Annotated in this window: 14 protein-coding genes and 1 tRNA gene; 9 read left to right on the top strand and 6 right to left on the bottom strand. The window is 68.2% G+C overall.

The features are described from left to right. Positions 1-1,332, top strand: coding sequence for a glutamine synthetase family protein (locus F804_RS0104630; protein WP_022706581.1), 1,332 nt, complete (start codon positions 1-3; stop codon positions 1,330-1,332). Here the strand turns inward: F804_RS0104630 and F804_RS15645 are convergent. Next, positions 1,275-2,213, bottom strand: a complete 939-nt coding sequence (locus tag F804_RS15645; protein ID WP_022706580.1) for a LysR family transcriptional regulator — start codon at positions 2,211-2,213, stop codon at positions 1,275-1,277. The two genes, F804_RS0104630 and F804_RS15645, sit on opposite strands and share 58 nt — an antisense overlap. A gap of 134 nt (positions 2,214-2,347) precedes the next feature. Between F804_RS15645 and F804_RS0104620 the strand changes: the two genes are divergently transcribed. Together F804_RS0104620 and F804_RS0104615 are read left to right on the top strand one after the other, a co-directional pair. Beyond that, a complete protein-coding gene (locus tag F804_RS0104620) occupies positions 2,348-2,839 on the top strand; it encodes a lactoylglutathione lyase family protein (protein WP_022706579.1) in 492 nt (163 codons plus the stop codon). A 69-nt stretch (positions 2,840-2,908) separates the two neighbouring features. Then, positions 2,909-3,505 carry a YitT family protein gene (locus F804_RS0104615; protein WP_028725618.1) on the top strand — a complete coding sequence of 199 codons (597 nt, stop codon included), beginning with the start codon at positions 2,909-2,911 and terminating at the stop codon, positions 3,503-3,505. Here F804_RS0104615 and chrA read toward each other — a convergent pair. After that, positions 3,502-4,638: a chromate efflux transporter gene (gene chrA, locus F804_RS0104610; RefSeq protein ID WP_022706577.1), complete on the bottom strand. Its 1,137-nt coding sequence runs from the start codon at positions 4,636-4,638 to the stop codon at positions 3,502-3,504. The genes F804_RS0104615 and chrA overlap by 4 nt on opposite strands. A gap of 90 nt (positions 4,639-4,728) precedes the next feature. Continuing rightward, entirely contained in the window at positions 4,729-5,892 is a 1,164-nt protein-coding gene (locus F804_RS0104605; protein WP_028725617.1) for an FAD-binding domain-containing protein, read from the bottom strand. Positions 5,893-6,133: 241 nt separating this feature from the next. Between F804_RS0104605 and F804_RS15640 the strand changes: the two genes are divergently transcribed. The 3 genes from F804_RS15640 to F804_RS15630 are packed head-to-tail and all read left to right on the top strand — an operon-like array spanning position 6,134 to position 9,685. Beyond that, positions 6,134-6,409, top strand: coding sequence for a hypothetical protein (locus F804_RS15640; protein WP_156845201.1), 276 nt, complete (start codon positions 6,134-6,136; stop codon positions 6,407-6,409). Further along, positions 6,406-8,721, top strand: a complete 2,316-nt coding sequence (locus F804_RS15635; RefSeq protein ID WP_022706574.1) for an ATP-binding protein — start codon at positions 6,406-6,408, stop codon at positions 8,719-8,721. Before F804_RS15640 ends, F804_RS15635 begins: the two co-directional genes overlap by 4 nt. A gap of 1 nt (position 8,722) precedes the next feature. Then, positions 8,723-9,685, top strand: coding sequence for a diguanylate cyclase domain-containing protein (locus tag F804_RS15630; RefSeq protein WP_022706573.1), 963 nt, complete (start codon positions 8,723-8,725; stop codon positions 9,683-9,685). 15 nt (positions 9,686-9,700) lie between these two features. On the opposite strand, the gene F804_RS0104585 is transcribed toward F804_RS15630, so the two are convergent. Beyond that, positions 9,701-9,777 (bottom strand) — tRNA-Arg (locus F804_RS0104585). Positions 9,778-9,826: 49 nt separating this feature from the next. After that, positions 9,827-10,288, bottom strand: coding sequence for a GNAT family N-acetyltransferase (locus F804_RS0104580; protein WP_022706572.1), 462 nt, complete (start codon positions 10,286-10,288; stop codon positions 9,827-9,829). A gap of 75 nt (positions 10,289-10,363) precedes the next feature. Here F804_RS0104580 and F804_RS0104575 point away from each other — a divergent pair, with 75 nt between their 5' ends. From F804_RS0104575 to F804_RS0104565, 3 genes are read left to right on the top strand one after another with little or no spacing between them, the layout of a single operon-like run. Further along, the gene (locus F804_RS0104575; protein ID WP_022706571.1) at positions 10,364-11,068 is read left to right on the top strand and encodes a type 1 glutamine amidotransferase; all 705 of its coding nucleotides are present in this window, start codon (positions 10,364-10,366) and stop codon (positions 11,066-11,068) included. Then, positions 11,065-12,420 (top strand): glutamine synthetase family protein, encoded by a 1,356-nt coding sequence (locus F804_RS0104570; protein ID WP_022706570.1) that lies wholly within the window; start codon positions 11,065-11,067, stop codon positions 12,418-12,420. Before F804_RS0104575 ends, F804_RS0104570 begins: the two co-directional genes overlap by 4 nt. After that, positions 12,417-13,727, top strand: a complete 1,311-nt coding sequence (locus tag F804_RS0104565; protein ID WP_022706569.1) for an NAD(P)/FAD-dependent oxidoreductase — start codon at positions 12,417-12,419, stop codon at positions 13,725-13,727. The genes F804_RS0104570 and F804_RS0104565 overlap by 4 nt, the downstream gene beginning before the upstream one ends. Here F804_RS0104565 and F804_RS0104560 read toward each other — a convergent pair. Continuing rightward, positions 13,724-14,185 (bottom strand): tellurite resistance TerB family protein, encoded by a 462-nt coding sequence (locus tag F804_RS0104560; RefSeq protein ID WP_028725616.1) that lies wholly within the window; start codon positions 14,183-14,185, stop codon positions 13,724-13,726. The two genes, F804_RS0104565 and F804_RS0104560, sit on opposite strands and share 4 nt — an antisense overlap. Between the last annotated feature and the right edge of the window lie 29 nt (positions 14,186-14,214).

Genomic DNA, 14,214 nt, shown 5'->3' with positions numbered 1-14,214 from the left:
ATGGAATGGTTGCGTGAACACCCCGAAGTCAAGACGATCCGCGTCGCGGCTGCAGATCTGAACGGGGTGGCGCGCGGCAAGCGCCTCGCCGCGCGTTATGCCGGCAAGCTGATGGAGGAGGGGACCAAGTTTCCCTTCTCGGTGCTGAACCTGGACATCTGGGGCGAGGATGTCGAGGACAGCCCGCTGGTCTTCGAATCCGGCGATCCCGACGGGCTGCTGATGCCGACGGAACGCGGCTTCCTGCCGATGCCCTGGCTGGACGCGCCGACCGCGCTGCTGCCCTTGTGGATGTTCCATCCCGATGGGCGCGCCTACGAGGGCGATCCCCGCCAGGCGCTGGCCCGCGTGGTCGAACGCTACGAGGCTGCGGGCCTTGTGCCCGTCGTCGCGACCGAGCTTGAATTCTTCCTGATCGACGACAGCGGCCGCCAGCTGCGCGTGCCCCCCAGCCCCCGTTCCGGCAAGCGCCGCACGGGGGGCGAGGTCCTGAGCCTGCGCGCGCTGGATGCCTTCGATCAGTTCTTCACGCAGCTTTACGAAGCCTGCGAATCGATGGACATCCCCGCCGATACCGCCATCTCCGAGGCCGGGCTGGGCCAGTTCGAGATCAACCTGATGCACCAGGCCGATCCGCTGAAGGCCGCCGACGACACCTGGCTGTTCAAGATGCTGGTCAAGGGGATCGCCCGCAGCTACGGCTTTGCCGCCAGCTTCATGGCCAAGCCCTACGAGGCGTTCACCGGCAACGGGATGCACATGCATTTCTCGGTCCTGGACAAGGACGGTCGCAACATCTTCGACGACGGGACCGAGCGCGGCACCGACCAGCTGCGCCACGCCGTCGCGGGCTGCCTGCGCGCCATGCCCGGATCGACGCTGCTGTTCGCCCCGCACGAGAACAGCTACGACCGCCTGGTGCCGAACGCCCATGCGCCCACCGGCATCGGCTGGGCCTACGAGAACCGGACCGCGGCGATCCGCATCCCGTCCTCGGGGCCGAAGGCCCGCCGGATCGAGCATCGCGTGGCCGGGGGCGACGTGAACCCCTATCTGACCATCGCGGCGATCCTGGGGGCCGCTCTGAACGGCTTGGAAGACCGGCTCGAGGCGCCCGCGCCCTTCACCGGCAACGCCTATGACAAGAACCTCGAGCAGCTTCCCACCGATTGGGGTTCCGCGATCGAGGCCTTTGCCGAATGCCCCGAGATGCGGCGCATCTTCCCGCAGCACCTGATCGACAACTATCTCATGACCAAGCGGCAGGAACTGTTCTACATGTCCGAGCTGTCGGACGAGGAGACGGTCGAGCTGTATCTGGACACGGTCTGATCCAGCAGCGCGGCGGTGTCGCGGATGATCCCTTCCGCCACTGCCAGCCGGCTGGGCCGCTGACGCCCCGCCAGCCCGATCAGCCATAGCGGCTGGTGCACGGGGACCGGCAGGGGGCAGATCGCCAGCCGGTCGCGGCTGGAACTGCCGTCGATGCCGCTGCGGGGCAGGATGGTCCAGCCGATCCCCTGCGCCACCGGCAGGGGGATCTGGCCGATCTGGTTCACATGCATCCGCTGGCGCAGCCTGTCGCCGCCCGGATGATCGACGAAGTTCGGCCCCAGCAGCAGGTCCGCCAGCATCGCGGCATCCGGATGCCCGACGAGCCCGCGTTCCTGCAGATCGTCGATGCCCCCCGGGATCGACGCGTCGCGCGGCAGGATCAGGCACAGCTCCTCCTGGCCGATGGGCTGCGCCTCGATCCGGGAATGGGCCGGATCGGCATGCAGCACCCCCAGGTCGAAGCGTCCGGATAGCACGCCCTCGACGATGCTGCGCTGCGGGGCGGCCTCGAGCGTGACGGACAGGTCGGGGCGGGGGGCCGCATGGGCGATCAGGCGCGGTCCCAGCATCAGCGCGAAGCTGCCCGAGCAGGCGATCGCCATGCCGCCCCGGTCGGGGTCGTCGCCGCGCAGCCTGTCGCGCAGGGCGCGTTCCTCGTCGTGGCGGGCCTCGGCAAGGTCGCGCAGGGCGCGGCCCGCCTCGGTCGGAACGAACCCCTTGCCCTGCCGCAGGACCAGCTCGGCCCCGACCTGACCTTCCAGCTTGCGCAGATGCTGCGAGACGCCGGGCTGCGTCATGTTCAGCGCCCGCGCGGCGCGGGTCGCGCTGCCGGTGCGGCACAGGATGCGAAAGGTCTCGAGCCAGGTCGCGTTCAGCATGGCAAACGTATCGTTATGAATAATGCGACGAATGCTAATTTGATGTTCGCGCAGTTCAAGTCCATTTCCATCCCAGAACGCATCAGGCGCCGTGTCGCATCGCGATCCGGACCAATCACACGAAAGGAGCGATCATGTATCCTCGCAGCTTCAGCCATATCGGCCTCTCGGTTCCCGACCTCGACAAGGCCGTCGAATTCTATCGCGACGTGCTGGGTCTCTATGTCATCATGGGCCCGACCGAGGTGGTCGAGGATGACAGCGACATCGGCATCATGTGCACCGACGTGCTGGGCGCGGGCTGGAACCGCCTGCGCATCGCGCATCTGGCGACCTCGGACCGGATCGGCCTGGAACTGTTCGAGTTCGACGGCAACCGCCCCCCCGAGGAGAACCTGGACTTCCGCCGCCACGGCACGTTCCACTTCGCCATCCAGGACCCCGACGTCGAGGGACTGACCGCGAAGATCGTCGCGGCGGGCGGCCGTCAGCGCATGCCCATCCGCGAATACTTCCCCGGCGAGAAGCCCTATCGCATGGTCTATGTCGAGGATCCGTTCGGCATCGTCTTCGAGCTCTACAGCCACAGCTACGAGCTGACCTACTCGGCCGGCGCCTACGACTGACGGCTGCGTCTTGCAAGGACGCGGGCAGGGCCGATAGAAGGCGGCAGAACCGATGCAGGGGGATGCCGCATGAGCCGCAGGATGGAACAGTTTCACGATGTCCAGGGCATCGCCTTCGGGATCGTGATGACAAGCCTCGGCGTGCTGTTCCTCGAATCCTGCGGACTGGTCACGGGCCAGCTTGCGGGGCTGTCGGTGCTGGCGTCATTCGCCACGCCGCTGTCCTTCGGGCTGGCCTTCTTCGCGCTGAACCTGCCCTTCTACGTGCTGGCCTGGCGCAAGCGCGGCCCGGCCTTCACGATCCGCACGCTGATCGCGGTCGCGGGCATATCCACGCTGTCGCCGCTGCTGGGGCGGCTGATCACCTTCCAGACGCTGCCGGTGCCGTTGGGCGCGATCCTTGCGGGCTGCTGCATCGCCATCGGCCTGATCGCGCTGTTCCGCCACAAGGCCAGCGCAGGCGGGATCGGCATCCTGGCGCTGTGGCTGCAGGAGACGCGCGGCATCAAGGCGGGCTGGGTGCAGATGGGCTTCGATGCCGTGATCTTCGGGATGGCGGCCTTCGTGCTGCCGCTGGACCAGTTCCTGTGGTCGCTGGTCGGCGCGGTGATCCTGAACCTTCTGATCGCCTGGAACTTCCGCCTGCCGACGCCTGCGCAGCCCTAGGCGATCACCGCGCCCAGCAGCGCGCTGGCGGCGACGACCGTCCAGGGCGGCATCCGCCACGAGACCAGCGCGACGAAGCCCGCAAGGGCCAGCGCGAAATCGCCCATCCCGCCGATGGCCCCCGTAAAGACCGGATCATAGAGCGCGGCCCCCAGGATGCCGACGACCGCGGCATTCGCGCCCTGCATCGCCGATTGCGCGCGGGGTGCCCGACGCAGCCGGTCCCAATGCGGCAGCGCGGCCACCAGGATCAGGAAGCCCGGCAGGAAGATCGCGCCTAGCGCGATGGCCGCGCCGGGGATCCCGTCGATCGCCGCGCCCAGATAGGCCGCGAAGGTGAACAGCGGCCCCGGCACCGCCTGCGCCGCGCCATAGCCCGCAAGGAAGCTGTCCCGCCCCAGCCAGCCATTGCCGACGGTCGCCTGTTCCAGCAGTGGCAGCACGACATGCCCGCCGCCGAAGACCAGCGCGCCTGCGCGGAAGAAGCCCGTGAACAGCCCCGATCCGATCAGCAGCGGCAGCGCAAGCAGCAGTGCGAAGCCGATGGCCGCCGCCCTTGCCTGGCCACGCGTGACCGGCATGGCGGGCGAATGTCCCCCCGGGCTCGGTTCGCCGCGGTTCAGCGCAAGCCCGGCAAGCGCGCCCATGAGGATCGCCGCGATCATGCCCACCGCCGTCGGCAGCAGCGCCAGCATCGCGACGGCCCCCACCGCGATTGCCGCCCGTTCGCGATCCGGGCACAGACTGCGCGACATGCCCAGCACCGCCTGCGCGACGATGGCGACGGCGACGATCTTCAGCCCCGTCAGTGCGCCACCCCCCGCGCCCCAGCCCATGGCGAAGATCGCAAGGATCAGGGCCGAGGGCAGGGTGAAGGCCAGGAACGCCGCCGCCGCGCCCCTCCACCCCGCGCGCATCAGACCAAGCGCGAAGCCGACCTGGCTCGAGGCCGGACCCGGCAGGAACTGGCACAGGGCGACCAGGTCGGCATAGGCGCGGTCGTCCAGCCATTGCCTGCGGGTCACCAGCTCGTCCCGGAAATTGCCCAGATGCGCGATGGGCCCCCCGAACGAGGTCAGACCCAGCCGCAGGAACACGCGAAAGACTTCCGATGGGGTGCCGGGTCGGGACATGGGCTTCCTTTCGTGCCGAACGGGGCGACCATGCGTCGGGGACGAGCCTTGCGCAACGGGCGTTTGCGACGTGGCAGAACGGTGACAGGCTCAGCCCAGGTCCGCCGCCTGAAGGATGCGGGGGATGTTCTTCTTCAGCTTGAAATAGCCCGCCGTCGCATGGGGCCAGACAAGGTCGTCCCAGTCGCGCCGCATCTGCCGCAGCACGATGCCCGCACGGTCCAGCGTCGGGGCAGCGTCGTCCAGCCAGTCGCGCATGGGGCCTGCGGGCACGTAAGGCGTCACGATCTGGCGCACGCCGATATCCGCCGCCCAATCGACCAGCACCTGCGGATCGCCCGCGTGCAGTGCCGTCACTTGGCCGCCGTGGCGACGGGCGGCATCGGCAAGGGCGGCCTCCTCGAACGCGCGGACCATCGGCGCGACGGGTTCGCTGGACCGCAGATGGCTGCCGGCAAGCGTCGCCGCGCCGCTGATGGGGCAGGGCCATGCGTGATCCTCGGGGCGGCAATCCTCGGCCGTGATCAGCAGGCCCGCGGGCATTTCGGGCAGGGGCGGCGCGGGGCGGGGCAGGGGGATGCGCGGCGGGGGCGCACCCTCGGACAGGGGCGGAGCCTCGGACGCAAGGCCCGTCGGGCGGAAGCGGCCATCGGTGAAGCGCGCGATGTTGTCGGGATCCGCGCGATAGGACTTGCCCTGGCTGTGCAGGCCCGCGACCCATCGCCAGGACAGCGTGTTCGATGCCGCGTCCCCGTCCAGCAGGTGGCGCAGGAAGAAATCCGCGCCCAGCCGCCAGTCCAGCCGCAGCGTGAAGATCCAGATCGAGGCGAACCACATCCGCGCATGGTTGTGCAGATATCCCGTCGCGACCAGTTCGCGTACCCATGCGTCGAAGCAGTCGATGCCGGTCCGCCCCCGCATCGCATCCAGCGTCCGGTCGTCGGGCAGGGTGGTCGGACGGGCATCGGTCCAGACCTGCGGGCGCTGTTCCAGCCAGCCCTTGAAGTAGCTGCGCCAGAAGACCTCGTCGACGAACTTGGCGGCCTGTTGCCCGTGGGCGTCCAGCGCGGCGGCGATGCATTCGCGTTCCGTGACCAGCCGGTGCCGCAGCGCTGGCGACAGGCGCGACACGTGCCGATGCGATCCCGGCCCCAGGTCCATGCCGCGATTCCGGGCATATTCGGCGCCCGCATGCGGGATGAAGGCATCCAGCATGTCGCGCGCGCGCCGTCGCGTATCGGGCCAGTCGGTCATGGTGACATTCTCCATCGCGCGATGCTGAAACCGGCTTTGGGTGATCGCAAGCGCGCAGAATGTCGCGGACGATAAACCTTTTCGTAAAAAGCGATTCTTTCGAATTCTATCCAGCACGGGACGCGGCGCCCATGCTTGGCCTATGCAGTTCCTACAACCTATGCGAAAGAAGTGCAGGATGAGGATTGTATCTGGCGGCAGCCCCATGCCCGATTGGTTTCCGGCGCTTTGCCTTGGTTTCGTGCTTCTGGCCGTTCTGGTGACGGTGCAGGTGACACGACCTGGGGTTGATGGCCAGTTCCTGATCGTCACCGATCCCCGCGCGGGCGATCTGGGGCTGATGGATATCGCCTGGCGTGCGGGCGGCGGGCTGCTGCGCAGCGGGACCATTCCGGGCACGGGAATCGCGCTGTCGGACGATCCGGGCTTTGCCGCGCGCCTGCGGGCCGAAGGTGCATGGCTGGTGCTGCCCAATGCCGCGGATCTGGGCTGCGCATCGGGCGGGAACACGGCATGAGATCCGAGCTCGACAAGCTGCGCACGCGCTTCGGGGCGATGCTGGTCCTGCTGTTCTGGGCGCATGTCCCGGTGATGGCGCTGGCTGCCACGATGACGGACCGGATGCCGGTCTGGATGGCGGGTGGCGTGTCCGTGGCGCTTGCCCTGACCTATCATCAGGTCTGGCGGGCCTGGGGCATCGCCCCCCGCACGCGATACCTTGCCGCCGTTGCGTTGGTCGCGCAGCCCGCGATGCTGCTGCTGATCCTTCGCGGGCATCCCTGGCAGATGGACATGCACATGTATTTCTTCGCGCTGCTGGCGTTGAACCTGGGATGGTTCGACCGCGGCGCGCTGCTTGCGGCGGCCATCGCGACGACGCTGCACCATCTTGTCCTGTCCTATGTCCTGCCAAGCGCCGTCTTCTCGAACGGAGGAGAGTTCGGCCGCGTCATGCTGCATGGGGGCATCGTGGCCTTCCAGACCGTGGTTCTGCTGTGGGTGCGGGACCGGACGGTCGATTCCTTCGTCGACCTGTCTCGGGTGCGTGATGAACTGGCCGCCAAGGGTCGCGCCCTGCAGGAACGCACCACCGAGGCCGAGGCCGCGACCCGCACGAAGAGCATGTTCCTTGCAAATATGAGCCACGAGATCCGCACCCCCATCAACGCCGTGCTGGGCTTCTGCCACCTGTTGCAGCGCAGCCCCCTGGATGATCGGCAGCGCGACCAGCTGGGCAAGATCGCATCCGCGGGCACGGCCCTGCTGCGGCTGGTGAACGACCTGCTGGACTTCTCGAAGAACGAGGCCGGCAAGCTGCTGCTCGAACGTCACGAATTCGACCTGCGAGCCGCCATTTCCGGCCAGGCCCAGCTGATGGCCGAGGATATGCGCAATCGCGGGCTGGACCTGAGCATCGCCATCGACGACGACGTTCCCGCCCTGATGCTGGGCGACGAGCTGCGCCTGAACCAGGTGATGCTGAACCTGCTGAGCAACGCGATCAAGTTCAGCGAGGACGGGACGATCACCATCCATGCAAGGCTGGCAGAGCGCGACGGCGCCCTGCTGCGGCTGGAGGTTTCGGTCCGCGATTGCGGCATCGGCATGACCGAGGATCAGATCGGGCGCCTGTTCGCGCCCTTCACCCAGGCCGACGCGACCACCACGCGCCGCTTCGGCGGCACGGGGCTGGGGCTGACCATCTGCCGCCAGATCGTGACGCAGATGCAGGGCTGGATCCGCGCCGACAGCAGGCCCGGACAGGGCAGCACCTTCACCTTCTCGGTCATGCTCGAGGCTGCGCCGCCGCGTGTCGCGCAGCCCCGCCCCGAAGGCGGGCTGGAGGGTCGCCGCGTGCTGCTGGTCGAGGACAATCCCATCAACCGCGAGATCGCGCTGGCCCTTCTGACCGAGGCCGGGCTGGAGGTGGACTGCGCCGAGGACGGGCAGGAGGCCATCGAGAAGGTCTGGGCCCAAAGCTATGCCGCGGTGTTGATGGACCTGCAGATGCCGCGCCTGGACGGGCTGACGGCCACGCGGCGCATCCGGCTGCGGCACGACCGCACGGAACTGCCGATCATCGCCATGACCTCGCATACCTTCGACGAGGAGGGGCAGCGCTGTCTCGAGGCGGGGATGAACGATCACGTCTCGAAGCCCGTGGATCCGGATCGCCTGATCCGCGTGCTGATGCGCCATGTCGGGGGCGATGCGCCTGCCGCCGTGGCCGTTGCGCAGGCACCTGCGGGATTGCCCCCCGCGCTGCCGCCCTTCGACCTGGATGACGCATTGCGACGGCTGGGCGGCAGGCAGGCGCTGCTGCGCAAGCTGATCGGCGATTTCGCCCGCGACCATGCCGATACCGCCCGGCGGCTGATCCTGGAGCTGGAGGCCGACCGCGAATCGGCCCACCGGCTGGCCCACAGCCTGAAGGGGGTTTCGGCCTCGCTGGGCCTGCCGGACCTGGCAATCGCCGCCGGCCGGATCGAGACCGCCATCGCCAGGGGCGAGCCGGTCGATCCGCTGATGCCCGAACTGGTCACCAATCTGGAAGCGGCCCTGGCCGCCGCCAACTCGCTCGCCCCCGTCGCGGCAGAAGCCGCCAGCGCGGGCGATCCCGCCCAGGCCGAGGCGCTGAGGCAGAAGCTGAGCGATCTCATCCGCCGCCGTAGCCTTACCGCGCGGCATTGCTTCGACGAACTGGCCGACGCGCTCCAGGTGGCCGGACCGGTCCGCGCGTCGCATCCCCTCTCCCTCGCCCTCCAACGTCTCGATTATGCCGCTGCCGCCGCACTGGTCGGGCCCTTCCCCTCGGAACCCGGAAACTGACATGACCGATCGCCCCGTGATCCTGATCATCGACGATGATCCCGCCAATATCGAGATATGCTGCGCCGCGCTGGACGACGAATACGAGGTCTGCTTTGCGCTGTCGGCATCGCAGGCCGTCGATCTTGCCCACGAGGTTCGCCCGGACCTGATCCTTCTTGACGTGGTCATGCCCGAGATGGACGGATACGAGCTGTGCCGCCGCATGAAGGCGGATGCCGTTCTGGCCGACATTCCGGTGATCTTCGCGACGGGCCTCGGCGATGACGAGGCCGAGCTGCGCGGCCTTGCGGCGGGGGCCATCGATTTCGTGATGAAGCCTATCCGCCCTGCATCCCTGCGCCAGCGGGTCGCGAACCATGTCCGCATGAAGCGGATGCGCGACAGTCTGGCCGATCAGGCGCTGACCGATGCGCTGACGGGCCTGGGGAACCGCCGGATGCTGGAACGGCGCCTGCAATCCGAATTGCGGCGGCTTGCCCGGGAAGAGGGCACGCTGGCGGTGATCCTGATCGACATCGACCACTTCAAGCGCTTCAACGACACGCATGGCCATCCCGAAGGCGATCGCTGCCTGCGCGAGGTCGGCCAGGCCATCGGGTCCTGCATGAAGCGCGGCGCGGATTTCGCCGCCCGCCACGGAGGAGAAGAGTTCGCCTGCATCCTGCCCGATGCCGACCAGGCCGGCGCGACGCATATGGCCGAACAGATCCGCAAGCGGGTCGAGGGGTTGGGCATCGCGCATGGCGCATCCGACGTGGCAGGCCATGTGACGATCAGCGTGGGCGTCGCCTGGGGCATCTCCGAGCCGGGGCTGGACGCGGAATACTGGCTGACCGCGGCGGACCGGATGCTCTATCGCAGCAAGAGTGCGGGGCGGAACCGCGTCACGTTCGAGGAGGTGCTGTCATCCGCGCGCGCGGCGACCGGATCGCAGGCCGACCAGCGCCGTGCGGCGCATTGATGCGATGATGGAATTTGGCGACCCCGGTAGGACTTGAACCCACAACCCCAGACTTAGAAGGTCCGTGCTCTATCCAGTTGAGCTACGGGGCCACGCGCTTCTCTTAGCCGCATGGCGCGGCGCAATCAAAGCGATTTTGCCTCAGATCGCGATGGTCATGAAGACCGAGTTCGGATCGGGGGCATAGCTGCCGAAGGGCGGGCATTCGGCGAAGCCCGCCTTGGCATAGAGACCGCGCGCCGCCGCGAAGCTGGCCTGCGCTCCGGTTTCCAGCGACAGCCGTGTCAGGCCGCGGGCCCGCGCCTCGTCCACCAGATGCGCCAGCATCAGCCGCGACAGGCCCGCGCCGCGATGCTCGGACAGGACGTGCATGGATTTCAGTTCGCCCTCGGACCCGCCGATCTGCTTCAGCGCGCCCATCGCGCAGGCTGCCCCGTCGATGCGCAGCACGAAGAAGCCGATGCTGTCCGACACCAGCGTCGTGCGCGGCATCATGTGGATCGATTCGGGCGGCGTATCGGCATGCATGGCCTGCGTGTGGCGTTCGAACAGCAGGTCCAGATCGGGGCTGCGCGGATCCTCGGGTGCGATGGCGATGTTCATTCGGCTTCCTTTGACCCTTGCGGCTGACCCTCTCGGATGGCTACCTTTCCGATGTCAGCAACATCAAGGTTTTTCATGCGTATCGGCATACTTCAATGCGGCCAGTCGCCTGCCCAGTTGAAGGACGGCTTGGGCGATTATCCCGACATGTTCCTGCGCCTTCTTGACGGGCGCGGCTTCGAGTTCCGCATCTGGCATGTCGAGGCGATGGAGTTTCCCGCCGACATCCACGACGCGGACGGCTGGCTGCTGACCGGATCGCGCCACGGCGCCTACGAGGATCACGCCTTCATCCCCCCGCTCGAGGATTTCATTCGCCGCGCCTATGACGGTGCGGTGCCGATGGTGGGGATCTGCTTCGGCCACCAGATCATCGCGCAGGCCCTTGGCGGCAAGGTCGAGAAATTCGCGGGCGGCTGGGCCGTCGGCGCGCAGGATTACGATTTCGACGGCCGGAACGTCCGGCTGAACGCGTGGCACCAGGATCAGGTCGTGACCCGGCCCGAAGGTGCCGTGCCCGCAGGTCGCAACGCCTTCTGCGAGAATGCGGCCCTGATCTATGACGACCGTGCCTTTACCGTGCAGGCGCATCCCGAATTCGAGGATGCCTTCGTCCAGGGGTTGATGGATACGCGCGCCAAGGGCGTCGTGCCGCAGGACCTGCTTGACCGCGCCGCGGCCCGCATGGGCGAGGCGAAGGATACCGGCCTTCTGGCCGACCGGATCGAGGCGTTCTTCAAGGCCCCGAGGGCCGCACAGACGGGAAGGGGTGCCGCATGACCCATTGGACCGACAAGGTGCCCCAGGCGGCGCGGGACTACATGGCCGGCCGTCGCCTGGACGAGGTCGAGTGCATCGTGGCCGACATCGCGGGCGTCGCGCGCGGCAAGGCGATGCCCGCGTCGAAATTCGCCCGGCAAGAGAAGTTCTATCTTCCGAACTCGATCTTCCTGCAATCGATCACGGGCGAATGGGCGGACAATCCCGCGGGGGCCTTCACGGAACCCGACATGGTGATGACCCCCGATTTCAGCACCGCGACCGCCGCGCCCTGGACGGCGGACTGGACGCTGCAGGTGATCCACGACGCCGTGGACCAGCAGGGCAACCCGGTCCCGACCGCGCCGCGCAACGTGCTGAAACGCGTGGTCCAGCTCTATCGCGACAAGGGGTGGAACCCGGTCGTCGCCCCCGAGATGGAGTTCTTCCTGGTCGCGCGCAACATCGACCCGAACCAGCCGATCATCCCGCCCATGGGTAGGACCGGCAGGCGGGCTGCGGCGAAGCAGGCCTATTCCATGTCGGCGGTGGACGAATACGGCAAGGTCATCGACGACATCTACGACTTCGCCGAGGCGCAGGGCTTCGAGATCGACGGCATCCTGCAGGAAGGCGGCGCGGGCCAGGTCGAGATCAACCTCAACCACGGCGATCCGGTGGCGCTGGCCGACGAGATCTTCTACTTCAAGCGCCTCATCCGCGAGGCGGCGCTGCGTCACGACTGCTTCGCGACCTTCATGGCCAAGCCCATCGAGGGAGAGCCGGGCAGCGCCATGCACATTCACCATTCCGTCACCGACATGGCGACGGGGCGCAACATCTTCTCGGACGATCGGGGGCAGGAAACCGCGGCCTTCCTGCATTTCATCGGCGGCATGCAGCGGCACCTGCCGGCGGCGGTCGCGCTGCTGGCGCCCTATGTGAACAGCTATCGCCGCTATGTCCCGGACTTCGCGGCGCCGATCAACCTGGAATGGGGTCGCGACAATCGCACGACGGGGCTTCGGGTGCCGATCTCGGGGCCGGATGCGCGGCGGATCGAGAACCGGCTGGCCGGGATGGACTGCAACCCCTATCTGGGGATCGCGGCCAGCCTTGCCTGCGGTTACCTGGGCCTGATCGAGGCCGAGAACCCGCGCGCCGAATGCCTGGGCGACGCCTACATGTCGCGGGACGAGCTGCCCTACAACCTGGGCGACGCGCTGGACATCATGGCCGACAGCGCCCCCATGCGCAGCGTCCTGGGCGAGGATTTCTGCGCCGTCTACGAGGCCGTGAAGCGGAACGAATACAAGGAGTTCCTGCAGGTCATCAGCCCGTGGGAACGCGAACACCTGCTGCTGAACGTATGAACCTGCTGCATCTGAACGACGCGCCGGGGGCCTATCCGCCCAGCCTCTATGCGGCGCAGGCGGGGCCGCAGCCCGACCTGCCGCCGCTGCAGGGGGATCAGCGCACGGATGTCGCGGTGATCGGGGCGGGGTATACCGGCCTGTCGGCGGCGCTGCACCTGGCGCGGCAGGGCCTGTCGGTCACCGTGCTCGAGGCGCAGCGCGTGGGCTTCGGCGCATCGGGGCGCAATGGCGGCCAGATCGGGTCGGGCCAGCGCCAAGAGGTCGACTGGCTCGAGGCGCAGCTGGGCCGCGACATGGCGCGCAGGCTGTGGGACCTGGCCGAGGAGGCGAAGTCCCTGACCCGCGCGCTGGCCGCCGAGTCTGGCGTCCCCGTGCGCTTCGGCATCGCCCATGCCTGCCGGACGGACCCCGAGATCGCCCATGCCCGCCACATGGCCGATCACCTTGCGCGCAACTACGGTTACGACAAGGTGCGCCCGCTGGACCGCGAGGGGTTGGCGCAGGCCATCGGCAGCAGCGCCTATGCCGGGGGCGATGTGGACATGGGCGCGGGGCATGTGCAGCCGCTGGAACTGGGCTTGGGCATGTCGCGGCTGGCGCGTGACGCGGGCGCGGTGATCCATGAACGCTCCGAGGTGACGGGCATCGACCATGCGCCCCATGCCGGGCAGGACAGCACGGTCCGCACCGCGCAGGGCAGCCTGCGCGCGCGGCACGTGATCCTTGCGGCCAACGGGTATCTGGGCGGGCTGGACGGGCATGTCGCGGCGCGGGTCATGCCGATCAACAACTATATCGTGGCGACCCGCCCGCTTGGCGACGATTTCCCCGAGATCCTGCCCGACCGTTTCGCGGTGGCCGACACCAAGTTCGTCGTGAACTACTGGCGGCTGGACCATGAACGCCGCCTCGTCTTCGGCGGGGGAGAGACGGTGACCTACCGTTTCCCCAAGGACATCTTCGCGACCGTGCGTCCGCATCTGCTGTCGGTCTATCCGCAGCTGGAGGGGGTCGAGCTGACCCATGCTTGGGGCGGCACGCTGGCGATCACCATGAACCGGATGCCCTGCTTCGCGCGACCGGCGGCGAACTGCCTGTCGGCCAGCGGGTTCTCGGGGCACGGGGTGGCGATGGCGACGCTGGCGGGGCGGCTGATGGCCGAGGCTGTCGCGGGGCAGGCGGGGCGCTTCGACGCGATGGCGGCGGTGCCCACGCGCGCCTTTCCCGGCGGTGCGCTGCTGCGGGGGCCGCTGCTGGTGGCGGGCATGGCCTGGTACGGGCTGCGCGACCGGCTGGGGTTCTAGCTGCGCGGCAGGCCCATGCGGTCCAGCACGCGCTGGCGGATCTGGCCGCTTTCGCGGTCGGGGATGCCCAGCAGCCCCGCGACCAGCCGGATCAGCGATTCCTCGTCGGCGGCGCGGTCCTCGTCGGCATAGGCCACCTCCCACATCGCCTCGATCACGCCCGCGCGGTCGTCCAGCGCGATCATGTCCTTGATCTGGCGGGTAAAGCGGACGGTGTCGCTGGCCTCGGCCTCCATCGCCTCGGCCTCATGCCGCAGATGCGCGGCCTCGTCGTGGGACAGGCCGCGGCGGCGGGCCAGCACGCGGTCGATGCGCTGGCGCTCGGTCTCGTCATAGCTGTCGTCGGACCGGGCGACCCGGACCAGCAGCGCGGCGATCGCCAGCTCGGCCTCGGACGAGGCCAGCGGCTGGGGATGCGGCTCTTCGCCCAGAAGGCGGTTGAGGATATCCTTGAACATGGGCGCAGGATGCCCCGCCCGCGCGATGC

The sequence above is a fragment of the Paracoccus zeaxanthinifaciens ATCC 21588 genome (assembly GCF_000420145.1).
Taxonomy (GTDB): domain Bacteria; phylum Pseudomonadota; class Alphaproteobacteria; order Rhodobacterales; family Rhodobacteraceae; genus Paracoccus; species Paracoccus zeaxanthinifaciens.
Note: the sequence above shows the minus strand (reverse complement) of the source record. Positions and strands in the feature narration are given on the sequence as shown.

What these genes read in the sequence shown, in the direction of transcription:
- F804_RS0104580 (WP_022706572.1), bottom strand. Translation starts at nt 10,288, where the DNA reads ATGAACATCGCCATCGCACCCGAGGATCCGCGCAGCCCCGATCTGGAC.
- F804_RS0104630 (WP_022706581.1), top strand. Translation starts at nt 1, where the DNA reads ATGGAATGGTTGCGTGAACACCCCGAAGTCAAGACGATCCGCGTCGCG.
- F804_RS0104575 (WP_022706571.1), top strand. Translation starts at nt 10,364, where the DNA reads ATGCGTATCGGCATACTTCAATGCGGCCAGTCGCCTGCCCAGTTGAAG.
- F804_RS0104570 (WP_022706570.1), top strand. Translation starts at nt 11,065, where the DNA reads ATGACCCATTGGACCGACAAGGTGCCCCAGGCGGCGCGGGACTACATG.
- F804_RS0104605 (WP_028725617.1), bottom strand. Translation starts at nt 5,892, where the DNA reads ATGACCGACTGGCCCGATACGCGACGGCGCGCGCGCGACATGCTGGAT.
- F804_RS0104620 (WP_022706579.1), top strand. Translation starts at nt 2,348, where the DNA reads ATGTATCCTCGCAGCTTCAGCCATATCGGCCTCTCGGTTCCCGACCTC.
- F804_RS0104560 (WP_028725616.1), bottom strand. Translation starts at nt 14,185, where the DNA reads ATGTTCAAGGATATCCTCAACCGCCTTCTGGGCGAAGAGCCGCATCCC.
- F804_RS0104615 (WP_028725618.1), top strand. Translation starts at nt 2,909, where the DNA reads ATGAGCCGCAGGATGGAACAGTTTCACGATGTCCAGGGCATCGCCTTC.
- F804_RS15645 (WP_022706580.1), bottom strand. Translation starts at nt 2,213, where the DNA reads ATGCTGAACGCGACCTGGCTCGAGACCTTTCGCATCCTGTGCCGCACC.
- F804_RS0104565 (WP_022706569.1), top strand. Translation starts at nt 12,417, where the DNA reads ATGAACCTGCTGCATCTGAACGACGCGCCGGGGGCCTATCCGCCCAGC.
- F804_RS15635 (WP_022706574.1), top strand. Translation starts at nt 6,406, where the DNA reads ATGAGATCCGAGCTCGACAAGCTGCGCACGCGCTTCGGGGCGATGCTG.
- chrA (WP_022706577.1), bottom strand. Translation starts at nt 4,638, where the DNA reads ATGTCCCGACCCGGCACCCCATCGGAAGTCTTTCGCGTGTTCCTGCGG.
- F804_RS15630 (WP_022706573.1), top strand. Translation starts at nt 8,723, where the DNA reads ATGACCGATCGCCCCGTGATCCTGATCATCGACGATGATCCCGCCAAT.